The sequence below is a fragment of the Paenibacillus sp. GCM10027627 genome (assembly GCF_042675505.1).
Taxonomy (GTDB): domain Bacteria; phylum Bacillota; class Bacilli; order Paenibacillales; family Paenibacillaceae; genus Pristimantibacillus.
Window position 1 is genome coordinate 115,653 of the sequence record NZ_JBHTHB010000004.1, and the last position, 25,452, is coordinate 141,104.

The 25,452-nt window shown below is 44.9% G+C and carries 23 protein-coding genes and 1 pseudogene; 8 read left to right on the forward strand and 16 right to left on the reverse strand.

All coding sequences use genetic code 11. From position 1 onward, the window contains the following. Positions 1–124: 124 nt before the first annotated feature. From ACFQZE_RS15245 to ACFQZE_RS15255, 3 genes are all read right to left on the reverse strand, one after another. On the reverse strand, positions 125–1,063 hold the full coding sequence (locus ACFQZE_RS15245) for an alpha/beta fold hydrolase (RefSeq protein ID WP_379359265.1): 939 nt from the start codon (positions 1,061–1,063) through the stop codon (positions 125–127). Positions 1,064–1,276: 213 nt separating this feature from the next. Further along, complete coding sequence (locus tag ACFQZE_RS15250) at positions 1,277–2,644, reverse strand: sensor histidine kinase (RefSeq protein WP_379358450.1); 1,368 nt, start codon at positions 2,642–2,644, stop codon at positions 1,277–1,279. After that, positions 2,641–3,315 (reverse strand): response regulator transcription factor, encoded by a 675-nt coding sequence (locus ACFQZE_RS15255; RefSeq protein WP_379358453.1) that lies wholly within the window; start codon positions 3,313–3,315, stop codon positions 2,641–2,643. The genes ACFQZE_RS15250 and ACFQZE_RS15255 overlap by 4 nt, the downstream gene beginning before the upstream one ends. A 262-nt stretch (positions 3,316–3,577) precedes the next feature. On the opposite strand from ACFQZE_RS15255, the gene ACFQZE_RS15260 reads away from it, so the two are divergent. Further along, positions 3,578–4,468, forward strand: a complete 891-nt coding sequence (locus tag ACFQZE_RS15260) for a hypothetical protein (protein ID WP_379358455.1) — start codon at positions 3,578–3,580, stop codon at positions 4,466–4,468. Positions 4,469–4,481: 13 nt separating this feature from the next. Here ACFQZE_RS15260 and ACFQZE_RS15265 read toward each other — a convergent pair whose 3' ends face one another. Continuing rightward, a complete protein-coding gene (locus ACFQZE_RS15265) occupies positions 4,482–6,764 on the reverse strand; it encodes a preprotein translocase subunit SecA (protein ID WP_379358457.1) in 2,283 nt (760 codons plus the stop codon). Between the two features lie 310 nt (positions 6,765–7,074). Here ACFQZE_RS15265 and ACFQZE_RS15270 point away from each other — a divergent pair, with 310 nt between their 5' ends. Then, the gene (locus tag ACFQZE_RS15270) at positions 7,075–8,178 is read left to right on the forward strand and encodes a metallophosphoesterase (protein ID WP_379358459.1); all 1,104 of its coding nucleotides are present in this window, start codon (positions 7,075–7,077) and stop codon (positions 8,176–8,178) included. A 93-nt stretch (positions 8,179–8,271) separates the two neighbouring features. On the opposite strand, the gene ACFQZE_RS15275 is transcribed toward ACFQZE_RS15270, so the two are convergent. The 4 genes and pseudogenes from ACFQZE_RS15275 to ACFQZE_RS15290 all read right to left on the reverse strand — a co-directional run. After that, entirely contained in the window at positions 8,272–9,021 is a 750-nt protein-coding gene (locus ACFQZE_RS15275) for an Imm51 family immunity protein (protein ID WP_379358461.1), read from the reverse strand. 110 nt (positions 9,022–9,131) lie between these two features. After that, entirely contained in the window at positions 9,132–9,713 is a 582-nt protein-coding gene (locus ACFQZE_RS15280) for a TetR/AcrR family transcriptional regulator (RefSeq protein WP_379358463.1), read from the reverse strand. A 61-nt stretch (positions 9,714–9,774) separates the two neighbouring features. Next, the gene (locus ACFQZE_RS15285; RefSeq protein ID WP_379358465.1) at positions 9,775–11,292 is read right to left on the reverse strand and encodes a methyl-accepting chemotaxis protein; all 1,518 of its coding nucleotides are present in this window, start codon (positions 11,290–11,292) and stop codon (positions 9,775–9,777) included. 97 nt (positions 11,293–11,389) lie between these two features. Next, positions 11,390–11,563, reverse strand: a pseudogene (locus ACFQZE_RS15290) (TetR/AcrR family transcriptional regulator); the annotation flags it as partial. 328 nt (positions 11,564–11,891) lie between these two features. Here ACFQZE_RS15290 and ACFQZE_RS15295 point away from each other — a divergent pair. Further along, on the forward strand, positions 11,892–13,082 hold the full coding sequence (locus tag ACFQZE_RS15295) for an MFS transporter (protein ID WP_379359267.1): 1,191 nt from the start codon (positions 11,892–11,894) through the stop codon (positions 13,080–13,082). A gap of 143 nt (positions 13,083–13,225) precedes the next feature. Here ACFQZE_RS15295 and ACFQZE_RS15300 read toward each other — a convergent pair whose 3' ends face one another. Then, positions 13,226–14,245, reverse strand: a complete 1,020-nt coding sequence (locus tag ACFQZE_RS15300) for a leucine-rich repeat domain-containing protein (protein ID WP_379358467.1) — start codon at positions 14,243–14,245, stop codon at positions 13,226–13,228. Between the two features lie 257 nt (positions 14,246–14,502). Here ACFQZE_RS15300 and ACFQZE_RS15305 point away from each other — a divergent pair, with 257 nt between their 5' ends. Beyond that, positions 14,503–15,699: a P1 family peptidase gene (locus tag ACFQZE_RS15305; RefSeq protein WP_379358469.1), complete on the forward strand. Its 1,197-nt coding sequence runs from the start codon at positions 14,503–14,505 to the stop codon at positions 15,697–15,699. Positions 15,700–15,944: 245 nt separating this feature from the next. On the opposite strand, the gene ACFQZE_RS15310 is transcribed toward ACFQZE_RS15305, so the two are convergent. Continuing rightward, positions 15,945–16,295: a nucleotide excision repair endonuclease gene (locus tag ACFQZE_RS15310; protein WP_379358471.1), complete on the reverse strand. Its 351-nt coding sequence runs from the start codon at positions 16,293–16,295 to the stop codon at positions 15,945–15,947. Between the two features lie 210 nt (positions 16,296–16,505). On the opposite strand from ACFQZE_RS15310, the gene ACFQZE_RS15315 reads away from it, so the two are divergent. Beyond that, positions 16,506–16,982, forward strand: coding sequence for a MarR family winged helix-turn-helix transcriptional regulator (locus ACFQZE_RS15315; protein ID WP_379358473.1), 477 nt, complete (start codon positions 16,506–16,508; stop codon positions 16,980–16,982). 5 nt (positions 16,983–16,987) lie between these two features. Next, positions 16,988–17,422: a flavodoxin domain-containing protein gene (locus tag ACFQZE_RS15320; RefSeq protein ID WP_379358475.1), complete on the forward strand. Its 435-nt coding sequence runs from the start codon at positions 16,988–16,990 to the stop codon at positions 17,420–17,422. Between the two features lie 112 nt (positions 17,423–17,534). Here ACFQZE_RS15320 and ACFQZE_RS15325 read toward each other — a convergent pair whose 3' ends face one another. Beyond that, positions 17,535–17,828: a winged helix-turn-helix transcriptional regulator gene (locus ACFQZE_RS15325; protein ID WP_379358477.1), complete on the reverse strand. Its 294-nt coding sequence runs from the start codon at positions 17,826–17,828 to the stop codon at positions 17,535–17,537. 210 nt (positions 17,829–18,038) lie between these two features. Between ACFQZE_RS15325 and ACFQZE_RS15330 the strand changes: the two genes are divergently transcribed. Next, positions 18,039–18,929 (forward strand): SDR family NAD(P)-dependent oxidoreductase, encoded by an 891-nt coding sequence (locus tag ACFQZE_RS15330; RefSeq protein WP_379358479.1) that lies wholly within the window; start codon positions 18,039–18,041, stop codon positions 18,927–18,929. Positions 18,930–19,012: 83 nt separating this feature from the next. Here ACFQZE_RS15330 and ACFQZE_RS15335 read toward each other — a convergent pair whose 3' ends face one another. From ACFQZE_RS15335 to ACFQZE_RS15350, 4 genes are all read right to left on the reverse strand, one after another. After that, positions 19,013–19,576: a GNAT family N-acetyltransferase gene (locus ACFQZE_RS15335; protein WP_379358481.1), complete on the reverse strand. Its 564-nt coding sequence runs from the start codon at positions 19,574–19,576 to the stop codon at positions 19,013–19,015. 41 nt (positions 19,577–19,617) lie between these two features. Further along, the gene (locus ACFQZE_RS15340; protein ID WP_379358483.1) at positions 19,618–20,538 is read right to left on the reverse strand and encodes a helix-turn-helix transcriptional regulator; all 921 of its coding nucleotides are present in this window, start codon (positions 20,536–20,538) and stop codon (positions 19,618–19,620) included. A 78-nt stretch (positions 20,539–20,616) separates the two neighbouring features. Next, entirely contained in the window at positions 20,617–21,768 is a 1,152-nt protein-coding gene (locus ACFQZE_RS15345) for a winged helix DNA-binding domain-containing protein (RefSeq protein WP_379358485.1), read from the reverse strand. Between the two features lie 43 nt (positions 21,769–21,811). After that, positions 21,812–22,978 carry an epoxide hydrolase family protein gene (locus ACFQZE_RS15350; RefSeq protein WP_379358487.1) on the reverse strand — a complete coding sequence of 389 codons (1,167 nt, stop codon included), beginning with the start codon at positions 22,976–22,978 and terminating at the stop codon, positions 21,812–21,814. 88 nt (positions 22,979–23,066) lie between these two features. Between ACFQZE_RS15350 and ACFQZE_RS15355 the strand changes: the two genes are divergently transcribed. Beyond that, positions 23,067–23,327, forward strand: coding sequence for a hypothetical protein (locus ACFQZE_RS15355; protein WP_379358489.1), 261 nt, complete (start codon positions 23,067–23,069; stop codon positions 23,325–23,327). Here ACFQZE_RS15355 and ACFQZE_RS15360 read toward each other — a convergent pair. Continuing rightward, positions 23,296–25,428, reverse strand: a complete 2,133-nt coding sequence (locus tag ACFQZE_RS15360) for a sensor domain-containing diguanylate cyclase (protein WP_379358491.1) — start codon at positions 25,426–25,428, stop codon at positions 23,296–23,298. The two genes, ACFQZE_RS15355 and ACFQZE_RS15360, sit on opposite strands and share 32 nt — an antisense overlap. Between the last annotated feature and the right edge of the window lie 24 nt (positions 25,429–25,452).

The window sequence follows — 25,452 nt, forward strand, 5'->3', positions numbered from 1 at the left end:
GATTCCTGATGGAAAAAGCTTTCCCGTTATGAAAATGAACGCCTTCTGTTAGCTCATTAATATCAAATAGGGTATCTCTCCGCCTTTTAGGACTTTTGAGATACCCTCTATACTTTAAGTGCTCTTATTTTATTTCTTGCATAAATAATCTAAAGTTTTCAGCGATTTCTTTTGACCGGAGATGGTGTAAATAATGGCCGCCTTCAAATGTCATCATTTTACCCTGTACAGAATGGTTGGCTTGCTCTTCATGAAGCGGTATCCATCCTTCATTACTTGTATTACCCGCATCTACAAACAAAATAAGCGGAAGTTCTTTGGGGAATGTGGAATGCTCGGCCTCTTTAAAAATAGAAGAAATATTTCCCAACTCGTTCAAAGTAGATTTATTATACATGTTTTTAAGCGAAAGCATTCTCATTTGTTCTTTTGTTTCGTCATCGAACGGCAGTTCCTCATAAGGGTCGGAGCCTAGCTTCATCATCAACCTGCCGAAGCCTGATTGTTTCAGCAGCTTGAACGTTGTAATCGGGAAAGTGACATCCATACCCGCTTGTGTCGGTACACTGCTGTCGATTCCGGCAAATGCACGAACCTCGTCCGGATATTTGTTGGCATAAGCCATCCCGTAAATGCCTGCAATGGAATGCCCCATTAACGTATAACGATCAATATTGAGCTGCTGCAAAGCTTCATGAATTTCACTTACCATATTGTCCGTGTTGCGCTCCTTATCCGTTCGATCACTTAATCCATAACCGAAAGGCTCAACGACGACAACTTTGTAATAAGGAGACAACTCATCGATAAGCAGCTTAAAATCAAGCGCTGGCGCCGCTGTTCCATAACCCGGCAGCAACACGACGGTTTCTTCTCCCTCGCCTTGAATCAAAACGTTCATCTTTTTCCCATCCACAGGCACTAACTGGCCATAGGAATGTATTTTGCCCTGCTCTGATTTACTGCTGATCTTATCAACGATAAAAACAATAACTATAAAAAGTAAAATGACTATCGCTATAGCTGCTAGGCTTTTAAGGATAATCCGAAGCGGTTTGCTCATCCTCTTTTTCGCTGTCTCTTTTTTTAGTTCCACTCGTATCTTCTCCTGTTCTCACCCGTTATTCCGGCTTTCTTATCAGCGCCGCTAAGGAGAGTTTACAGGACGAAGATGTACTGCCTGTAACGACAATATGAACGCAGTATGAACAAGAAAAAAAAGGTTACGGCATTAAATGCAATAGCTTGCACACGATGCCGTAACCTTAAGAATTTATTACTCTGCCTGCGTTGTGATTGGCAAGATGACTATGACGGTCGTTCCTCGGCCGGGTTCACTTTCTACTCGGATATCGCCTTGATGAAGCGAGACGATCTGCTTAACGATGGCAAGCCCCATCCCGCTGCCGCCATACTTGCGGCTATGGGAGCGGTCAGCCTTAAAGAACCGCTCGAAGATACGCTTCTGGTCCTCTGGGGAAATACCAATGCCGGTATCGGATATTCGGACGGTCACGTTTTTGATATCTTGTTTGATGCCGACGCTAATAACGCCGCCCTCGTCGGAAAATTTGATGCTATTGCCGAGTATGTTTGTCCATACCTGGCTTAATTGATCATGATCGGCCATGACCCGAACCGATTTCAAATGAAGCTCGAAACGGATGCCCCGAGCCGACCATTGAGGCTGGATCGCGACGATGACTCGTCTGATCTGTTCGTCAAGGCTGAATGAGACGGGCTGCAATTGCTGCGACTTCGATTCAAGCAAACTTAGCTTTAGCAGGCTGTCGCTCATTTTGGACATCCGGTCTGCTTCGGCGATAATAATATCGAGATAACGGCCTCGCTCATCATCCGTAATGTCTGCCCCCTTGAGCGCAAGAGCATAACCGGATATCGAGGTGAGCGGCGACTGAACTTCATGCGATACGTTCGATACAAATTCCCTGCGCATCCCCTCCAGCTGCTGCAGATCGTGCATCATTTCCTCGAAGCTTCGAGCAAGTGTACCCAGCTCACCCGTTTGCTTAATGTTCAGCTTGACGTTGAAATCGCCACCCGCTATATGCCTTGTCGCTTTTGTCAGCTTTTTGATCGGTCCCACTACGAACATGGCAGCAACCAAAATAAATAAACTTCCTGTTGCCAACGAAAAAATTAAAAAGTTCCAAATCCACTTTATGAGAAAAGGCTCGGATGGGGGCCCGATCGGTTCGATAAACATGGCTTTCGTACCCGTTTCAATAGTAAACGGCAAGCCTAAGAGAGTAGTAGAGATACCCGTCGGATTGACTTGAACCACTTCTCCGGCCAGCACTTTGTTCACTTGTTCCGTAGTCACAGCGGCAGGTTTATGTCCGCCCAATGCTCCATAAGACTGAAATTGGCCCGATTGTTCATAAATTCGAAGATGATAATAGTTGAGCTGATCCATTCCGCTTACGAACTTATCCGCTTCATCTAAAGGAAGTGTATGGTAAATCTTGACGATGTCCTGACCAAAGTACAGCAAAGGGAGTTGTAGATTTTCGTTCAATTTATCTTTAAACACCCAAGTGGCCACAAAAAAGGAAATGACCGTGCCCCCGATTACAGAAACTAGAAAGATCAGGACGACTCGTGTATATAACGATTTGATCATTCGTAAACCTCAAGCCGGTAGCCAAGCCCGCGCATCGTCTCGATACGAAAGTCGGGTGTAGCCGCGAACCGTTCGCGCAGACGTTTAATATGGACGTCTATCGTTCGGCTGTCTCCAGCGTAATCAATTCCCCAAACTTGATCGATCAACTGCTCTCGCGTATAAACTTGTCCCGGTGTTCCAGCCAGCTTATATAGCAATTCAAATTCCTTGAGCGGCAGCGTGAACGACTCCGCCCCATTCGTCACCTTATAGGTCTGCCGATCAAGGGCGACGTTGCCGATTTGAATTATCCCAGTGGAGCCAATCCGGTATCGTTTCAATAAAGCTTTGACTCGAGCCGTCAATTCCAATGGATCAAATGGTTTCGTCAAATAATCGTCCGTCCCGAGATCGAACCCTTTCACTTTCTCCCAAGTTTCGCCTCTTGCAGTCAGCATTAATAACGGAAGATCAGGATTGGCTCTTCTAAGCTCCTTGCATAACGTCCACCCATCCATAATCGGCATCATAATATCGAGCACGACCAGATCGACATGAGTTGAGGCGTAAACGGCCAGCGCTTCCTTGCCGTCCGAGGCTTCAACTGTTGTAAATCCGTCCTTGCGCAGAAATAAACAGACGAGCTCGCGAATGTTCACATCGTCATCAGCAACCAGTATAGTAGGCATCTCTTCCCTCTTCCCTCTGTTTTGCATCTCATGCTGAAGTATCTATTATACGATATTGAAAGGCCATTTTCCTCACGCCATATTGCGTATCTCTTGTTATCTTCAGTCTCGCAGAGAAAGGAACAAGACTTTGGTTACTTACAGCGGACAAGATTAAGGTGGTAAAATATAGGTGAAAAAGGCTGGAGGTGACGGTGTGTATGGCTAAATATAAAGAAAAGCCGTTTGGGATGCTGGTCTCTTTTTTGGGAGGGCCATGCCTATGAGAGATGCTGTAAAGGGTCCGCAGAAGCTAGTCAAACTAGAACATATAGAAACACTGCCGCTGTTCTCCACCACGGACAAGGGCGGACGAATGACTGTGCTCCAGCCGGGACGCCGCATCGGACGCGCAGCTCCGCTGATGCCGTGGCTGCTTGCATCCGCCGCACTGTGGGCGCTGACGGGCTCCGTACCGTTCGGCGCCTTACTTGGCCTGGCGCCCACACCGGCGATCGGCATGTTCCTCGGTCATCCCGTTACGGTGGGCGTTGCCGCAGCGCTGCTGCTTGTCTCCATTGGTGTAAGCGGCGAAGTGTACTCCCGAGCCGCCGAGCAGTTTGGGCAGACCAGAGTCGCCGGCCTGTTCGCGCGCTTAGCCGCGGCAGGAGGACTCGCGGCAGTCGCAGCGTTCTTGCTGCTCTGGACGTTCACAAGCGATCCATTGCGAACGTTCGACCTTGAGGCCATAGCGACTTCGCCGACCATTCCGCTAGAGCTTGGCGCCGTCGTCGGAGCCGGCTTCGCTTTATGGACGGCCATCGTGCTCTTGCGGTTGCCGGGCTCGATTGCCTATGCCCAGCGGCGTCAGGCGGATATCGAGCGCCTTCGCGCGGAGGGTTATTCCTTTGCCGGGACGTTGACCTTCGTGTACTTCACTAACAGCTGGCTCTTCAATCTCCCGGTGTTCAAGGTTGAGGTAAGTTATATCGTCGACGGTACTCTTCGTGTCATCCCGGCAAACATGCGCACGAGCGCCGAACGCGTTCCCCTCGTCGGCTCGCACATGCTCGTGCTGACCGACAATCGCGGAACGACTATTGTGGAGCTAGATCACGCAAGTGGAGCGACATTCGATCCGGACGAGAGAAAGTACATCCCAACGGACGGTTAATTTTGCGGCCCCATCAAAATTTTGACCAACCGAATACCGGCCTCAAAACCTTGTGCATCCAAAAAGCAATGATCGTCCCCGCGTTCCATGAACCGGGATTTTGCAAGTATTGAACGTATTGATCGTTCATGAGATAAGTCCAAGTGGAAGTAGGGTTCTTCAGCCCAAACTTTTCCCACATCGCCGGATCATTCGAGCCTCCAAGCTTTACGAGCATATTCGCCGATTCTTTGTTTATTTTATCCGAAATTTGCTCGTAGGCTCTGGTGATTTGCGTATGAAATTCGTCGATTGGATTGCGGCTGGCAAGGCTCTCCAAATGGATGCCTTCGCGAATATAAGAAACGTATGCCAGATGGTCGGCCCAAAACTTGTCGATATAGTAAAGCCGCACCCTCTGCTCTGAAGGGCTCATCGGCTTTTCGCCTTTCAAAATGTCGAGCCGCTCCTCGTATAAAATGCGCCTCTGATCCTCCACCATGTCCGAATAAGTGTTCAGCTCCTGACGGAGATGAAAGTTTTGGCCCATCATAACACGCTGAATATGTGCGATTTTGCTATGAAGCACAGCTCCTTCGAGCGCCTCATCCTGCTTGGGAGCGCGAATCGCTTTATGAATGCCGAACCGAAGCAGCAGCTCGTCCTCCAAGCTTACGAAAAATACGGAAGCGCCCGGATCTCCTTGGCGGCCGGAACGTCCGCGCAGTTGATCGTCGATTCGCATGCTTTCGTTTATATGTGTACCAATCACGTACAACCCGCCTAGCTCCGCGACAACTTCGGCTTGCGCGGGATTACCGCCTCCGAGCCGAATGTCGACGCCTCGTCCCGCCATATTCGTAGACACCGTCACGGCGCCGATTTCACCCGCTTTGGCGATGATCGCAGCTTCTTCTGCGTCGTTTTTTGCATTTAAAATATGGCACTGTACGCCGGCAACCGCTAATTCCTCCGCCAGCATGTCGGACTCTCCGACGCTTGACGTCCCGATGAGAATTGGACGTCTTGTTTTATGAACGGATATGATTTCTTGGATAAGAGCCTTAAGTTTGGCCTCTTTATGAGTATAAATTCGATGCGGATGGTCGATCCGTATATTGGAACGATTCGGCGGCATCGGCACGACCTGCAGCGCATAAATCTCTTCGAATTCCATTGCGGAAATACGTGCGGTAGCCGTCATTCCGCAAATCTTGGGATATAAGCTGAGGAAGTGCTGAAGGGTAATCGTACCGAGAATTTTCCCGCCGGCTCTTGACTGCAGCCCTTCTTTGGCTGAGAGCGCGGCTTGCAGCCCGTCCGGCAAATGTCTATTTTCCGCCACGCGGCCAGTATATTCGTCAATCAGCTCTATTTTACCGTCCCGGATGATGTAATCGACGTCTTTTTTCAATAACAATTCCGCATGCATCGCGCAGTTTAATGCCATTAACAAATGACTATTGTAGCTTTCATACAAATTGCTGCAGCCCAGTAAAGATTCCGCTTTCGCGGAGCCCGCTTCATTTAAATAAACGTTTCGCTTAAATTCATCGTATTCGTAATAATCGCCATGCTCGAGTTGCTTGGCGACTGCTGCAAAACGAATGCCGTCGTTGCCGGAAGAACCCGGCTCGCAGGCGATGACTAGCGGTACCCGTGCTTCGTCGAGAAGCAGTGAGTCCGCCTCGTCGACGATGACGTAGTGGAACTGGCGATGCACCGTATCAATTTCTTCCAGAGCGATCGTGTCGCGCAAATAATCGAATCCCGCCTCTTTGGCCGTCACATAGGTGACATCCGCCGCATACGCTTTCCGTTTCTCGGAGGAGCTCATGCCCGCTTGAACTGCTTTTACCGTTAACCCGAGGAAACGATAGATGGGGCCCATCCAATCCGCATCTCGACTTGCCAAATAATCGTTAAAAGTCAGCACATGAACGCCCTCTCCGGTTAGCGCATGCAAATAAGCAGGCAATACAGCAGAGAGCGTTTTTCCTTCACCGGTATGCTGCTCAACTAAACATCCCTCATGCAGAGCAATGGCAGCCATGATTTGGACATCGTAGGGCTGTAATCCGAGCGTTCTATTCGCTGCCTCGCAAACTAGCGCATAGGCATCGACAAGCAGCTTGTCCAAAGGCGTACCCGATTTCGCTTCCGTTTTCAGCCGGAAAGATTCCCCTTGCAGCCGCTTTTCATCCCATGACTCCAACCTCCGTTTCCGGATGAGCTCCACCTTGTCTCGATAGCCTTTCAGCTTATGCCGGGTATCACGCTCTTTAAATTCTCGTATCCACTTAACGGCTAGATTCATTGGAGTTTGCTCCCTTCTTGGTAGAAATAAGCGGTTCAATTAGCGCCCCAATTAAAACAAACGTCACTGAAAGGATATATCTAACAATTATAATGGCCGGGAACCTTTTTTGTCAGTTTCTATCGAAAAATATAACAGCTCATTTCCCCAACGATATTCTAGCTGAAGCGCGCAAGCTTGGCCTATCACTCCCTCGTATTGAGGCGATGGAACGTTATTTTCAATCATTAACAGCAACCATGTTGATTGCATATCTTTTATACGCCCTAACCTTAAGATATAATGACACTATATTAGAGAGGAGGACATTATGTTTGTCGTTGTTATGATCGTTGCATTACTCATCTATAGTCTCCTCGTTTTCTATATTAGCTGGAGTGGATGGAGCTTCCTTAGTCGGTACCATACAAAAAGGTTTAAATGGATCTATATCGGTTGTGTTGTGCTGCTCTCCACATCCTTCATATGGGGGAGAATCGGGAAAGGCGCTGTTTTTTTGCAAATTGTAGGATCTTATTGGATGATGATCTTTTCTCTCCTTCTCCTACTGTTGCCCATCGCTCATCTAACCATTTGGCTGCTTCGCTTAACTAGGCTATCTCGAAATCATGTGAAACAGCGGGCAGGCATTCCGATCCTTGCAGCATTAATCATTTGTATCGCCTATGGTTCCTTTAATGCTTATAGTCCTGTTGTGCGAACTTATGAAATTGAAATCGAAAATGCCGATTTAGCGAACGAGAAGCTAAATATTATCATGGCGGCTGACATGCATTTTGGACATCTGTCAGGAAAAAACCACGCAAAGCAGCTAGTTGCAGAGATCAATGCTCTCCGTCCGGATCTCGTCTTGTTCCCTGGAGATATTGTCGATGACGATATCCGTCCGTACTTGAATAAAGGGCTTGATCATATTTTGAAAGGGATCCAATCGAAATACGGCGTATTTGCCTCACTTGGCAACCACGATAAATATAATGGGACTATGGAGGAAATAATCGATTTATTGAAACAAAGCAACATGAACGTACTCTATGATGAATCGATAACGATCGCCGATAAGTTTACTCTTATTGGTCGTAAAGACAAAAGCGATTCTGATCGCGCGCAGCTCCCGGATTTAATAGAGGGGATTGATCAAACTAAACCTCTATTCCTATTAGATCACCAACCTTATGAGCTCGGTATTGCTGCAGATCAAGGGATAGATTTGATGGTTTCAGGTCATACCCATCGGGGACAGATCGCTCCTGCACACCTTATCACACGTATGCTCTATGAGAATGATTGGGGCTATCTTCTTAAAGGCAGCATGCATTCCGTTGTCACTTCGGGATATGGATTTTGGGGACCGCCGATTAGAATAGGAAGCCGATCTGAAATTGTACAAATTGTAGTGACTTTCCGTAATTGATTATATTTGATTAACTTCGAATTATATTTAGATAAAAAAGAGCGTAACCTACAAGGTATACGCTCTTTTTCTTTCAGTTCGGTTCATACCCAATCAATCTAATTCAGCTCGTGAAAATAGGTCTTTTATGAATGAATCATCTTCGCATGCTTCTTTAAAAGCAATTGCAAAATGAAGTATCGCTTCTCTATTATCTGAATAAGCGGCGAACATACTAGCTTCAGGATCAAATCGCACGATATCCACTAAATGAGGCATCTTTTCTTCAAGAAACACGGCTGCTAATGAACCCCAATCATAGCCATTGCCCTCAAATCCTTCTTCGGCTCGTGTTTGAAAAATTTCATCCTTATATTTGCCAACATTTAAAATCATAGATATGCTTCCATTACTATGCGAAACTAGCCCAAATGGGCTTACTTTTTCATTAGCCTCTAACAAGCTCTCATCCTGTTCAATGCTAACTATCGAAATGGTTTCATTTTCTGTTCTGCCAGCGGCGTTTCTGCTCGTTTCTAACATCGTCCTGCCATGTGTATCTTCAGGGTCTAGTACTACAGCTTGTTCAAAAGCAACTATCGCTTCCTTATACTGTTTGAGGTAAAAATAGGCATACCCTAATCGATAATGCCAAAGAGGGTCTCGCTCGCCTTGCTTTTGCACAGATAAAAAATAGTTGATAGCTTCCTTATATTCTCCTTGATTATTTAATGCTCTTGCCAAATGACAAACTAAGTCATAGTCTCTGTCTGCTTCGGGTATTTCTTTAACTTTGTTAATGATTTTTTTATACTGGCTCTGGTTATGCCAACGAGTGAGCTGATTCAATAAAGCCTCTTCCAATTTGTATCTACTCCTCTACCTTTGTTTTTATAGGGCGCTCTCCATTTTCGACAGATAAAAGTCTTCCCAATGATCTCTTGTGTACTGTGAATGTTTCCTATTTTTCGCTTCTACCTAATCAAAGTAAGTATTTCTTTCACAAAGTTATCAGCAACTACTCTTTCAGGACGAGACTTTATAAACACTGTAAGTCCTATTAACGATATAACTAGTGTCTGGGCTAAACTCTTCGCGTTAATCCCGGTCTCAAGCTCGCCGGAACGCAAACCTCGATCAATCGTTTCTTGGAAAATGACGGAGAGATACATCTGATGTTCTCTTGTGAGGATTTCAAATTTCTCATCATGAGGAGCAAGCTCCACCATCGAATTGATGCAAAAGCATCCCCAGCTGGGACTTTTTTCGTACTCTTTTGCCACCATATTTTCAAAAAAGGTACGGAATGCCTCTTTGACAGAAGAGTGGCTTTGAAGATTGGAGCGAACGTAGGCGGCGTGAGAACTCGTATATTTTCGCAACGCAGCTTCAAATAATCCTTTTTTGTCTCCAAAGGCGGAGTATAGGCTTGGACGCTGAATGCCCATTCTAGATGTCAATTCGCTGAGCGAGGCAGCCTCGAACCCCTTTTCCCAAAATAGCTGCATAGCTGCATCTAATGCCTTGTCCTCATCAAATTCGCGTGGTCGAGCCATGACAGTCCCCTCTTTTCATAACGAACGGTATACTATTTATTGTATTTTTTGCCGCCACATATTACTTCAAGTTCTGATAAAGAGAACTCGAAATTTGCTTTAAGCGTGCGATTTCCGTATCGACGTCTATCGCCGAGTTTGCTTGCGTTTCAGTGATTGCGATGAGCTGCTCGACGGATGCAACGTTTTGCTGCGTTGCCTCTGAGATATTGTGAATTTCGTTCGCAATGGTTTCCGAGCTCGAATGGATGAGGCCGATAGCGTCATTTAACTGGCCGTACACACGAATCATTTCTTGCAATTCATTGTCCATTTTCTCGAATCGGACCATCGAATCAGACGCTTGCGCCACCGATTGATACGTCGCTTCGTGGCCGTCAGAAATTTGCGCGGTGGAGGCGTCGCTCTCTTCCCGAATCACTAGCAAAATTTCATGGATTTCTTGCGTTGCCACACCGCTTCGCTCGGCTAACTTGCGAATTTCTGAGGCAACGACAGCGAAACCTTTACCATGTTCTCCTGCCCGCGCTGCTTCAATCGCTGCATTAAGCGCAAGCAGATGGGTTTGGTTCGCCACCTCTTCAACCGTCGAAATAATGCCCTCCACTCTCTGTGAAGATTCGTTTAGCGCCGCCATCGTTTTTGCTGTTTCCGCAATCATATCCGATACGAATTGAAGACGTTTAAACAAAGATTGAATTTGCAGCACGTTTTCCGCGACATGCTTTCCCGCATGAATGACGCGCTCATTCATGCTCCGCGAAGCTTGCGACGTATGTACGATCCGTTCATTAATTTGGACAAGATTTGTTTTAATCGCGCCGACCGAAGCGCTTTGGGCATCCAGTCCCGTCGATACCTCTTGAAAAGAAATCCGAATTTCATCGCTAATCCTCGCCGAATGCTCCGACTTAACCGACACGCGCTCCGAGGACAGCTCCAGTTGTGTCGTCAAGTCCCGAACGCTCGATAAAACGTCCACAAGCCTAGCTTCCTTCGCATTTTTCTCTGCTTCAAGCGCTGCGGTAATCCGTTTTTTAGACAATATTTGAAGCACAGTCGCTCCAGCGGTAAGAATAAGAAAAATGGAATGAATCAACAGCATGACGAAGGAACCGTTAGCTGTCCCGTAGACGAGTTCTGGAACAACGGCGTATCCGAGCACATGCTGAACTGCGAAAAGTGCCGTCATCACGATGATCAGCTTGATATCTTCGTAATAGGCGAGCATGGCCACCACCATAAAGATGGAGAAATGAAGCTCGACGCTTCCTCCTCCGCCTGCAATCATAGAAATGCTTGCGAACGTTAGAGTTACCGCGACAAGCATAGGAATCGCCGGATGATCTTTGCGCTGCTGCATAAATAGCCCATAAGCCGCCGCGCACATTATGATAGGAATAATCAGTAATGCGTTTAAAACGACAGGGCTCGCTGTCGCTTCGAGATGGCCCATGCCATGATTGGTTACTTGACCGCTCATCAAATGCCCCGACCGTTCCAACATGTGAGCAAGCAAACTCAAACCAACCGTAATAATGGAAAAAATAAGCATTAACTTGTTTTTCTGCTGAAGCATGATAGTTTCTCCTCCAGAGGATGCAAATGGTAGACTGACTTTATTCTTGTCATTATACTACATCAGAATCAGAAAAGCGGATCTGAAACAGCCATTCCTAGAAGGATGAAGATTTAAGTATTTCTTCAGAACGAGACTTCATGAACACAGTAAGTCCGATTAACGATAGACTCCTCGCGTTAATCTCGGTCTCAAGCTCGCCTAAGCGCAATCCTCAATTAATCGTTTCTTGGAAAATGGCGGAGAGATACATCTGATGTTCTCTTGTGAGGCCTTGTCCTCATCAAATTCGTGTAGTCGAGCCATGGCAATTCCCTCTTTTTATATCGAACGGTATATTATTTATTTTATTTTTTGAAGATTGTCCTGTCAATTAGATTGAGTCTGTTTAGTTCTGAAAAAGGGTGCTGAATCAACTCTCCTTCATTTACACAGTTATCTCTTGACAGTTAACTTTTTTTGGAGTTATATTTAGCAGACAACATTTCATACCGTTCAGTATATAATTAAGGAGGCGTTAATCCTTGGGGAACATTGAAAAAGAACCAAAAGCGATTTACGTGGATGATACAAGCAACCGCGTTGAACCTGTTCAAGAAATGCTCATAGCATCAAAATCAGCACCTGCACCTTTAATGTCTCGCAATGTTGCCCTTCTATTTGCAATCGCCTGCGGACTGGCAGTCGCCAACATCTATTACGCGCAGCCTTTGCTCGACGCAATTGCAAACGAGTTCGGCATCACTCATTCATCCGTCGGCATTGTGATTACCATCACTCAAGTTTGTTACGCACTGGGACTGTTATTGCTAGTTCCCCTCGGCGATTTATTAAATCGTCGTTGGTTGATCGCTGGACAGATGCTAATATCCGTCTTCGCTCTGGTTGTGGTTGGTACCGCCCCCACCAGTATGGTGTTATTCATAGGCATAGCCTCAGTCGGATTGCTTGCCGTAGTGACACAGACGCTCGTCGCATTCGCGGCAACTTTGGCTGCCCCAGCCGAACGCGGTCATGCCGTAGGTATTGTAACAAGTGGAATCGTAATTGGTATTCTGCTGGCGCGGGTTTTTGCTGGCGTATTAATGGATTTAGCCGGTTGGCGTTCTGTCTACCTTGTCTCTGCGGGATTAACGCTGATTGCTGCATGTGTACTCTTGAGGGTACTGCCGAATGGTGAAGACAGAAGAGAATCATTAACCTACCTACAACTGCTTCGTTCGCTGTTCACGCTGTTCGCGCAAGAACGAATTCTGCGAATCCGAGCAACACTATGTCTGATGATTTTTACCTCTTTCAGTATATTATGGACCCCTCTAGTACTCCCTCTCAGCGCTCCGCCGCTTTCTCTTTCCCATACTGCGATTGGAGCGTTTGGTCTCGCTGGAGTTGCCGGGGCGTTAGCCGCGGCGCGTGCAGGTCGTCTTGCCGATCGAGGTTTAGGCCAAAAGACCACAGGCGTGGCATTACTTCTACTGCTTATATCCTGGTTGCCAATCAGTTTTACTCCACATTCGCTTCTCGCTTTAATCGTCGGGATTATCCTTCTTGACCTGGCCATTCAAGCCGTACATGTCACGAACCAGAGCATGATTCTTACTTTGCGCCCTGAAGCACGCAGTAGGCTTACTGCTGGTTACATGATTTTCTATTCCGTTGGCAGCGCCATCGGCTCAATCGCATCTACTAGTGTCTATGCTTACTCAGGCTGGGATGGAGTGTGCTTATTAGGTGCAATTGTCAGTGCTTTGGCTCTTGTATTCTGGGCATTGACTCGTCGCCTGAAATGATTAAATTCAGGATATTTATGCTCTGTTAGCCCAACAAAGCTATCTTTCCATGCCAGAGCCTTGCTCCGGTTTTTTAAATTATCGTTTCTCCTGTCAACTCACTGTCCATTACGTTATGAATGCTGCTGTTCTTATTCAATCGTTTACCATAACGAGTCGCGTGAAACATTAATGGATTTCAGTTGCTTCATGCGATGGAGGAAATCAGGCTTCCTATTGATCATATTTTCTCCTAAGTCCAACATACGCAGGTGCTTCAGCTTCTCTAGCTCCAGCGGTAGCTCGTAGATTGACGTATATCGAATCGTAAGCCGCTCTAATTTTTCCAGCTCTCCTATCTCCGGCGGAATGCAGTTTAGACTGATCTCTTCCTTTGGCTTGGATTGATATCCAGCAGTCGGTCGATCCGAGGACCCGCAATTGATGTCAAGCTCTCTTAGGTTTTTCAGCTTGGCTATTGATGCTGGAATGCTTTCCAAATCAGCCGTCATCATTTTTAAACGTTCAAGCTTGCTTAATTCAAACAGCTCCTCGGGTAGACGATAAAGATCCTGTTCAAAAATATCTAGATCACGCAATTCCGTAAGCTCCTTGATTCGCTCTGGCAGCTTTGTCAGCCTATGTCCACTTATATATAACCAGTCAGTCTTATGCTTAATAGCATCATCTAATAGGTGATCTAGGCTCCGATGAGACTGTAATTTCAAAAAAAGACCAGTAATTTGATCCATTAGCTCAATTGCTTCTTCCTCAGTTACTTCCAGACCATACATATGTTCATGCACAATCGAATATAGGTAGTCACCGCCGCCTTCTTTCAAAAAACACAAGTCTTCCGGCAACCTAGGATGAATCCAATCTGACAGACGTTCAGCCCTTTGCTTCAGTAGACTACCGCTTTCTTCACAGCATCTATAGAAATAATATGTTCCCGCAGTATAAAAAGCATAACTACGATAGGTATCTCTTATTCGCGTAAGTTCATCCCTATTACTGTCTTGGATTACAATTGTTTTCACAAGATAGGGCTCCAACTCTTTCAATATACTTGTGTATTGGTCCCCCTCAGCCCAAACTTTAAGCACAAAACATTCCGTGCTCCGTATCGCCAAATCTATTACCTGCTCGTAAGCTTCGCCTCTCGGATCTGTATACATTTTCATCCAATAAGTCTCCATTTCCATTCGAACTAAAATATTCCTATAGAAATAATACCGCAAATCGAAGATATCCTGTCCATTAATAAAATGAACAAGTTTCGTTTTACATAATAGCGGCCTTTCTTTTTAAAAATGTGCGAATGCCCGCTTCGCTTTGCCTACTCAATACAAACAGGGCTGACATACCCTTTAATAAACCTATTTAGGTACGAGGAGGGGTTGACCTGCGTCAGCCAAAGCAAATAAGATGCGTCAGAAATTTGAACGCTGCCATACAAGACCTGCGAGGAGCCAAAGCGGCTGTACGTCATCGGAAAACTAAGCTTGCTTTGAAAAACATTCGATTATCTCTCGTTGACATACGTAAAACATGCCGTATTTTGTACGATGCAAATGCTTTGCATCGAAAAAAAGTCATTAAAAAATATAGCCCCAAACCCCCTTGCCAACCGATTGGTCCCCGTACAGACCGCTTGATTCGAGGGCATTCACCGATCAGACTTGAAGGAGGGCTGACAAACGTCCCTGGCATTCTTGTAGGCCATGCTGAGGATAAAAGCCGTCGTACGGGATGCACCGTGATTTTGTATCCTAAAGGGGCTGTTCCTGGTGTGGATGTACGAGGAGGGTTTCCTGGAACGATACAAACCGATGCCATCCGCCCAGGTACAGCTACAGAAGTTGTACAGGGAGTTCTCCTCACGGGCGGCAGTAATTTCGGTCTAGCTGCGGCTTCAGGCGTAATGAACTGGCTTGCCGAACATGGTTACGGCGCTCAAACTGAAGCCGGACCGCTTCCTACGGTTCCAGAGGCGGTCATCTTTGATCTGATCTACGCAAAAGGATCCCGCAGACCGGATGCTGCGATGGGGTATGCCGCCAGCCAAGAAGCAAACTCTGGACCGGTAGCAGAAGGAAGTATCGGTGCAGGTGCGGGGGCAACTGTAGGTAAAATTTACGGTACGCCAATGAAAGGCGGAGTGGGAACAGCCGCATGGAAAATTCTTGGCGGGCCTATTGTAGCGGCTCTAGCGGTAGTTAACGCAGTCGGAGATATTTGGAATAAGGATCATATCGTTGCAGGGGCACTGCAACCGGATGGAGAATTCGTTAACCAAACTCGTGCAATCTTGAAAGGTATCCCCCCTGGTCCTAGCCAGGATAGAAATACAACGATTGTCGTGATCGCTACCACAGCTAAACTAACCAAAGCCGAGGCAGGACGTGTTGCCACTCTCGCTCATGATGGAATGGCTCGCGCTATATCTCCTGTACACATTCAAGCTGACGGCGATACGGTATTCTGCATTGCCACCGGTACCGATACGAGCGGATTAATAGGAGACGCAGCCGTTACCGCAGTTGGCACCACCGCTGCGGTCGTACTGGAAGAAGCCATTGTAAGGGGAGTTAAAGCGGCACAGAGGCAATTAAAGAAACCACAGCATAGAAAGTGACCATTTTATTAATGTCATATAACCCCCTTTTGCGCACGAAAGTGTCCATCCCTTCTCCCCTGTTGCAAAAAGCAATGGTGTATTAAGGATTTACGTATAGCAAGGCGGATCATTATCCCGAATCGCTTTAAATGAACTGAAGATGCGTGCGATGAAAAGCCGCTAAGCCAACTCAAAAAAGCACAAAACGAAATCCTTTCGGACAACGTTTTGTGCTTTTATTTTACAGTAAGCTGCCGCTCGTTTTATAGTACTCGGTCTGGATTGTACTTCGCTCTGAATTTATTCGCGATATAAATTTCATAAATCGCTCGATCCAGAAGACCTTCAACGATACAAACCTCGATTTTTGTAACTTCATCTCTGTGGTTTTTAATCGGCGATACCGTATCTTCAAAATGTTTTTTGATTCTTGGGCGCAGCTTTCTCGCTTTCCCCACAAACAGCAGTTCATCTTTATCATTGTAGAACATAAAGACTCCGCCTGTTTCTCTAGTAATTAAATGAAAATCGGTAAATCCATAAATATTGCTTAGTTGGGGATTGTCCTGTTTGGTTATGGTCACGTCCGGCTTAGGCACGGTTATGTTGATCACGATTCATTCACATCCTCTTTAATGTAGCTCTATACTACCATGAATTCAAATATAATCCTAATCCATCACTTGTAATATTAATCAACATATCATCGATAGAGCGAAATCAAAAGGCATCCCATCCCAAAATATTTGACATCTAAAGCAAAATAAATTATTTTGATTATAAAGTATCTTGATCGTCAAGATAAATACAAGGAGGATTATCTTTTGTCAAACAAGCAATCAGGGCAGCCCACCGAGCAGCAGGAGAACCTGACGATAAGCATGCGCGGATTGGGAACAAGGACGGTTCTTTACCAGCAAAGCGTTGCTGCTTCTTTAGGGCTTTACAATAATGATTTTTTGTCCGTAGACATCCTGTATGAAAAAGGTCCTGTCACTGCCGGCGAGTTATCTAAACTAACCGGACTCACAACGGGCAGCGTTACCGCCTTAATCGATCGACTAGAGAAAAGCGGATTGGTGCGCAGGCAACATGACCCCAAAGACCGTCGCAAAGTCATTATCGTTCCCCTATACGAGGATAAAGAAGAAGTCCGCAATATATACCTGATGCTCCATGCGTCCATGATCAAACTGGCTTCATCCTATTCGGATGAAGAGCTTGCGCTTATTACTCGGTTTTTACGCACAGCAAGCACCGTTCTAGAGGAACAAATTCAAATTCTAAATGATAAGGGTTGAGCCCAATGGGAGTACTGCTTCTATATGCTACGAAAACAGGAGCAACGGCGCAATGTATAAAAGTTCTAGCAGAAGAGATTTCGCAGTGTACGATTTGTAATTTAGAAGTGGAAAAGGCCGCTATCGAGGAATTTGATCATATTATATTAGGTGCGGGAGTCCGGGATGGAAAAATATATAAACCGATTCGCGACTTTATCAAAAAAAATCATAATGAATTACTGAATAAAAGAGTGGGGTATTTTATTTGTAATGAGAAACCCAAAGAGACCGAACAAATAATAGAGCGGAATATCCCCGCCGATCTAAAAGAAGCCGCTATCTGCATTGAATCGTTTGGCGGTTATAAGGCTTATGCGGCACCGAAAGAAGGTTCCGATCAATTGAAAGGAATTTTTGTAGATCGAATAAAAGCATTTTCCGAAAAGTTTAATAAATAATCTTTTTCAGATCCAATGATAGGGTTTGCCTTTGTCGGCCAACCCTCCCTTTATGGTTCAGCTTAACGGGCCTATCGGGGAAAAATACGCCACTAAACGTGAGCGTTCTATTTTATACTTTGTCCCCTTGCTCTTGAATATTGCAGCCCTTCCACTTCTCTCCCCAACCTTGCATAGCATAGTACACTTGAAGGAACTCTCTTCCCTTGTCTGTCATGGAATACTCTACCGTTACAGGTACGGTAGCAAACACCTGACGATGAATGATATGCATCTTCTCTAAGGAGCGCAATACATCCGTTAACGATTTGGTACTGATACGGCCTAAGCTTCTTTTCAATTCATTGAATCGCCGAGGAGAAGTAACCAGTTCTCCAATGACCCAGAAGGTCCACTTACTCCCCATAATTTGCATTGCCTCCCCCATTGATGCAGAGCATTCTTCTTTTTGGCTTTCTGTGTACATGAAATCCACCTCGCTCTTACTTTTAAGTAAGTTGCTTCATCAAAACAAACTAAATAAGAAAATAGTGCCTTCTTTAACCACATTGTTGATTCCATTATACTTCGTAGTAATCCGATTATAGGAACTAATAATCGTTAGGGGCAAATCACTATGCGTACGATAGTAATAGCCGGTGGAACCGATGGGATTGGAAAACAATTAGCTTTGCAATTAATACGTAATGGAGAATATGTCGTTGTGATCGGTCGTAGTTCGGAAAAAGGAGAGGCTCTGCGACTGGAGGCCACAAAGCTGGATGGGGAAAGTAAATTTCTATTTCTTCAAGCAGATTTAAGTCTAGTTTCGGAAAATATTCGGATCGTCCACGAAGTAAGTCAAACAGTAAATCGCATCGATCAATTGATTCTTTGCGCACAATCCCAAAAATTCAGCAAAATGTATCGGGAAACGAAAGAAGGATTTGAGCATCACTTCGCATTATATTTTTTGAGCCGATTTATTCTGAGCTTTCAATTTCGAGAACTGCTCACAAATGCTGCGGAACCTCTTATTATCAACGTCTGCGCTCCAGGCGTGAAAGGAAATATGGAATGGAATGATTTGCAGCTACAAAAACAGAGTTCATTTAATAGCATTAAAGCCATTATGCATGGCAGCAGACTTAATAACCTGCTTGGCGCGGCATTCGCCCAAAACACAGCAGATACGAATATCAAATATATATTATTCAACCCAGGAGCCGTTCAAACAAAAGGGGCGACAGAAGCATTCGATCATAAAGGGCTCAATATATTCGTTAAGCTCATGTACAAAATAATCGGACTCCCTGTCCAGCAAGCAGTAGAACCTATCCTTCATTTCGTACAATCGCCGCCTGAAGATTCGCTGACCGCTTATAAACAAAACAAGAAATTAAATATTGCTCAAGTTATACCAAACAACGATCAGCCTGAAAGGCTAGTTCGCCTCACGTTAGCATTATTAAAGCAAACATACGGAGACCTGTCACATCCTCTTCCTCCGCTGATAGTGATGGTCTAACTTTTGCCGAACCGAGGACTGAATGGCACGCAGCATGAACATAGCGTTATAGGAGATTACACCTTCTTGAGCCCTAACACCATTTATTTAACTAACGCGTAAATATGGGTATCTCTTATCTGACTCTTATCTGTTGAGAAATCATCACATCTTAATGTTCCTTCTAACTGAAAGCCTAGTCGTTCTGGAATTGCCTTACTCTTATCATTTAAAGTATCGCAACGAATTTCTACTCTTCTAGCCTTCAATTCTGTAAAAGCAAAATCGGTTATTCCTTGAACCGCTTCAGTCATATACCCTTTTCCGCTCATACGTGTATCAATCCAATATCCGATTTCAAATTTACGTATCTCCCAATCTGGCTTATTCAATCCAGATAAACCAATGAATTGTTTGGTCTCTTTATCAAATATCAAAAATCTAAGATCTTCTCTCTTAATAAACCTTACATAAGCTTCTCGCAGATTTACTTCGATCGACTCCTCAGAATGTTCATTCTGTGCAAAAAGCAGCAACCACTCCTTAAGCTCATTAATTGATGAGACTATACTCTCATACACTGCCTTGCCATCACCAGGCAAAGGTGTTCTAATCAATAACCTTTCAGTTGTAAATTGGTTTGGAAAATCGATTAGGATTGGATTCATTCTGTAATCCCCTCTGTATTTATTCATATGTTGTTTTTATCTCATAGCTCGTAGAGCTCAACCATTCTCTGGATTTGGCGTTTCATATTCGCAATTAAGTCTAGAGGTTCCATTACTTTCACCCTACTGCCGAAGCTCAAAATTTTTTGAATTGCTCGTTCCATTGATGAAAAAGACGCCGTTAGAGTCAAGGTTCCGTCAGCATTCACCAGCATTTGGTCGAAGCCGAATTCATCACGCACCCTGGTTTTCATCTCCGGTTGAAAGATTAATACCGCTTGTACCTTCTTAAAATCGACTCTGTTCATAAATTGTCGTTCAACATCTTGCAGCGAAAAATCTCGCCTCACAAAATGCTCCGGTAAAATGTTCAGTTCTCCAATCCGGGATAGACGAAATACGCGGATGTCCATCCGGATCAGACAGTAGCCGTATACATACCAGGTATACCCTTTAAGGAAAAGACCCATCGGTTCCAGCTTCCGTTCAGTTTCCGCACCGTTATTATCTAAGTATGTAAATGATATTAATTGAAAGCTTCTTATCGCCTGATGCAATGGATTCATATGTACTTTATCGTTTGGTGCCGGCTTGAAATCAAGATCCACATAGTTCTGATCTCTAGCTGTGTTTGCCTCCGGCATTAACGCACCGATTCGTTCAATTAATTGTTCTATCTCAGTATGGTCCGTGGCGGACTGTACTCCGCGCAAGGCTGAGCTTATGGACGAGAAATCTTCCAAAGATAAAACCTGTTTTTCCAATCGGTAGCCCTGCATAATCTCATACCCTCCATCCGATCCTGCGAACGACACAATTGGGATACCCGCTTGATTAATAGCATCCATGTCGCGATAGATCGTTCGCAGAGAAACCTCGAAACGCTTGGCAAGATCCGTAGCGCTGACGCGGGGTTGATTTAATAAAGTCATCGTAATGGCGAGCAAGCGATCCAGTTTCATAGAACGACCTCCAATGCAGAATCCGGAAATAGGTAATATCACCGTATTCTACACTCAAACGCACAAGCCTTCTATGTTTTAAATGTTAGTGAAAATAATCTCAGAGGCAATCGTATCCGCAGCTGCAAAATGAAGCAGATGTGCCCCCTCTTTAGACAGAGAATCTATATCTTGCTTGGAAAGTTCGCGAAAGGGCTCTATTTGCAAAACAACACGATCGCGACTCCTCATGATCTTCCAACTGCCAGCAACGAATCCGTCGATGAGAAAAGTGGCACGGATAATTCCGTTCGATGTAAAAACACGTTTGCGGTACGACTCATCCATAACTCGGCTCCGGTCCGCATAAGACAGCAGCATATTATCGAACTCGCCAAGGAACCGCGGCTCAGATGGCATATCGGCTTCAGGCCGAGGTGCAGCCGGCAGATCGAACAACTCCTCGCCCCGTTCATTTCGGAATGTGATTAGATGCGGACGAAGGGATTCTATCTCTTCATGAATCTGTGTAAGCCCCGACCATACTTGAATATCTTTGACTGTTGCGGGTCCGAATGCGGCCAAATAACGACGTATGAGCGATTCAGGCTCGGTCGCCCAAGATATAGGCTGGCCTAGCCATGCTTCGACCGACGTATGTACAGCCTGACCGCTTTCCCCCCATATTCCTCGCGGCGGTATTTGCACTAACGGTATTCTATTCCGAACCACTGCCGCTGCAGCCTCCGGATCGAGCCCTGACCAATGTTCGCATAGTCGCTTGCCTAATTCACTAAACGTCATAGGCTCCTTTTCGACCAGTTCCCTTCCAGCTGCTGCAAGTGCTTCTTGGTCTACTCCACTCAGCTGCTTGCCGAAGGCTCCCTTCAGGCCGCGGTCCATAACGGGCTGCAGCAAAGGGCGCAACTGCAAAGCATCCCGTGAACTGACCAAGTGCAACGTCGAGCGCATCAGCGCCATACGTACGACCCCCCTATCCCGCAAAATCCCGGACAATTGTTCATGCTGAAAACCTTCTATCCGCGACCATAAACCGAAATAAGGGGCGTTCGGGGATTGCGCCTGCATCCCAGCCAGCTTCTCGATAGCCTCCAAGACAGGGAGCTTCACACGGCTAAGCAGCATTTGCCTTGCCAATAAGGCGCGATTTAGCTCACGGTTACTGAGTACTTTGCCGGATTCTTTACCAGTTGCCGGCTCTTGGGTTTGCGCTTTTTGAATGAAGTCCATGCCATTAGCTCCCCTCTTTTATAGCCATTAATGTCGTTAAGCACTAGCAGAATTTTTGGAAAAAGGTTTGGATATCCGAGATTAGAAGATCGGGCGCATCCATTGCGGCAAAATGAGTTCCGCGTTCAAACTCCGACCATTGCGTAATATTCGTGTTGTCACGCTGGGCAAAACGCTTGATCGATTTAAAATCATTCCCGAACACAGCCACACCTGTCGGAGTTGTATTCGGTCCCTGCGTCTCTTGTCCTTGGTTGTGCGCATTCTCATAATACAAACGAGCGGATGATTCCGCCGTATTGGTCAACCAGTACAAAGTGACGTTAGTCAGAAAGGCGTCACGATCAATAAAATCCACATGGTCGCCGAAACCGCAAAATAACTCGGCAATCCAAGCAAGCTGACCTGACGGCGAGTCCGCAAGCCCATAGGAGAGTGTTTGCGGCCGTGTCGATTGGATCGAATTGTACCCCGCCCTTTCCTGGAAATCGGCTAGAAATTTAAGTTTCTGCCCATCCTCTTCCGATAAGTCTGCCATCTCCGCCGGATCTCCCGAAGGAAAAGAAAACAGCTGCAGCACATGTATGCCGCGAAGACCGTCCGGCTTCTGAATTCCAAGCTCTCTAGACACAAGTGCACCGCAATCGCTGCCGTGAGCACCATACTCCGTATAGCCCAAGCGCTTCATTAACGTATCCCATGCTTTAGATATGCGAGCTATGTCCCATCCGGCTTCAAGAACTGGCCCCGAGAACCCAAATCCAGGTACGGAAGGGATGACAAGATGGAACGCTTGGGCGGGATCGCCCCCGTGACTGCGCGGATCGCTGAGCGGACCGATCAGCTCCAGAAACTCGACAATCGAACTGGGCCATGCGTGGGTAAGCAGCAGCGGAAATGCGTCAGGCTCAGGCGAACGTACATGTAAAAAATGAATGTTTGCACCATCGATATTCGTAGTGAACTGAGGGTACGCATTTATGCGAGCTTCGAATTTCTGCCAATCATATTCCTTCTGCCAATAGGCTGCCAGTTCTTTCACATAGTCGAGCGAAACCCCATATTTCCAGCCAGCTCCACCAAGCGCATCCGGCCAACGAGTCCGAGACAACCGATTCCGAAGATCATCAATATCCTCTTGCGGGATGGAAATGCGGAACGGATGAATTTCTGTACTTTCCTCTGAAATGCTTGGTCTGGAATTGGTCATTGAACTTCCTCCTTAGAATGGGTTCGTTTTCCTTCTTACAATACCCATATTAAACCATGCACCCTGACAACATTATGTCAGGGTGCATATGGAAGATTTTTTATTTTTACCTTTTTTAATACATATGCAATTGGATCGAGTACAAAAGAAAGTGCCCTCCAAAAAACGGAGCTATGCTGCCGGTTCGGGCAGGCTTGCTACATTTTTTTTGCTGGGAGCACATGCAGAACTTATGAAAAACTATGAGACTGAAGAGATCATTTCGATGTTCACTTTAACGCCGAAAAATAAAGGACACTCTATTCAGAGTGCCCCTTCTAAACGCCCATACCTTCTTCTTGATGATTAATAAACACTTTATTTTTACCTGAGTTTTTAGCTTTGAATAATTGTTTGTCGGCTATATTTATCAATTGCTCTAAAGTATATTTATTTGTATTTAGGTAGGCGCCCCCTATACTTACTGTAATTGGAATGGGTACCCCTAGAGATGATGTTAAAACGGCGTTCTCCACATTTTTGCGGATCATCTCTGCTTTTTGATCACAATGCGCAGACGTTTCTTCGGGGATGACCACCATAAACTCTTCCCCGCCATATCTGCCTACCCGATCCTTTTCTCCTATACTAGCTTGAATCAGATCCGCCACCTGCTCCAGCACCCTATCGCCTTCCTGGTGACCGTAAAAATCATTTATTTTCTTAAAATTATCCGTATCAATCATCAAGATACATAACGTTCCAATTACACTCTTTCTTTCTTCAAGTCGATCGTAAATTTTGATTGTTTCTTTAAATAACTCTTTTCGATTAAACACTTTAGTTAACACATCATATTTAGAAGCATATTCAACTTCCTTATACAGTCTAGCATTCTCTAAAGCAATCCCTAAATAATTGGATAAAGTTTTTAATGTACTTAAGTCTTTTAAGTTAAAGAAATTTTTCTTATACGCTTGAGTACTTATTATGCCTATTACCTTATCGTTCATAATAATAGGTACAAATATAAGAGAATAAGGTAATGTCTCTATCACATACTCTTTTTTCAACCTTAACTTCTCTAAGTACTCCTTAAAGTTTTCAAAATAACTGCTGTATTCCTTTTCAATATCCTTAACAACGATTTCCTGCTTGTGTTTGACACAATATGCCCAAAAGCTGTCCTCTAAAATAGACATAGGGCTTTTGATCACTCGTTGCCCCTTTTCGATAGACAACTCATAGTTCAGCATCCCTTCTGCTTCGTTATAAATGCCTATTTGAATAACATCTGCTTGAATCAAATTCTGTATTTCTTTGGCAACAATATTAAATATACTGTCCTTGTCCAAATTAGACAGGATATTTTGACCGACACCATTTAATGCTTCAGTTTGATTGTATAAAAGCTTATAGATTTTGCCTTCTTCCTCTTCTATTTTTCGATTCAGCATTTCCATGCTCTCAGCGCTTCGAATAGCCTGCATTTGTTTTTCTAATTCCATATGTTTTTCTAAATACGCATAGGCTTGTTCATAATTTCCCAGCCCTTTAAAGCCTTTGCTCATATTTAAATACACTTTATTTAGATACCTTATAGAATTAGCCTTTTCTATCCCTTCTTCCACTTGCTGCAGCTTATCTACAGTCTCCTTAAATCGACCTTGTACCAAATCTAACTCCGCCCAGTACAATAGCGCATCTTGAAGATACAATTGCTCTCCGCGTACTTTCGCCAGCTCTACACTTTTCACAAAGTATTCTTCTGCTATACCGTAACATCCTTTAGTCGCATAAATATGAGCCATTTCTTTTAATACATTGGGCACCATTTTTGGGGTATGCTCTTCTGCTAGCTCAAGCGCCTTCGTTATGTACACGATCGCCTGATCCGGATCGCCTAAATGATTGCAGCACTCAGCTTGATTAATGTAACAAACCACTTTAAAAGACATATTGTACACACGAGGTGTGTTTACGATCTGATCTAATAGCTCTTTTGCATTTTCATAATTATCTATTTCCATATACAGCCCAGCAAGATTCATTTTGATTTGGGTTGTTCGCTCGTAATTACCCACTTTTTCTGCTAGTGCTATACCCTCCATACCATGTTCTATCGCTTTAGACGTTTTTTGTTGTACCGAATAACCGCTTACAAAAGCAGCGATAGTCGCCAATTGGCCATCTATATTGTTATTTTCTATAAATATATGATTAGCCTCTACAAAAAGAGTGATTGAAGCATTAAATTCTGCCAAATCATAATATAACCAACCTTGATGATAAAGAATCCATGGATAAGCACAGGTTGATAAATTATTTTCTTTTACAAACTTAATAGCTGCTTCGTAGGCTGCTATTGCAACGTTAGATTCCATTTCTTTTATTTTTCTACAAATATTTATAATATAATTTTCATCATCCTTCAACTTGTCCAGTTCTTTGTTTAACTCCTCCAGCGACATTTCATCTTCACCTAGTTTCTCAAT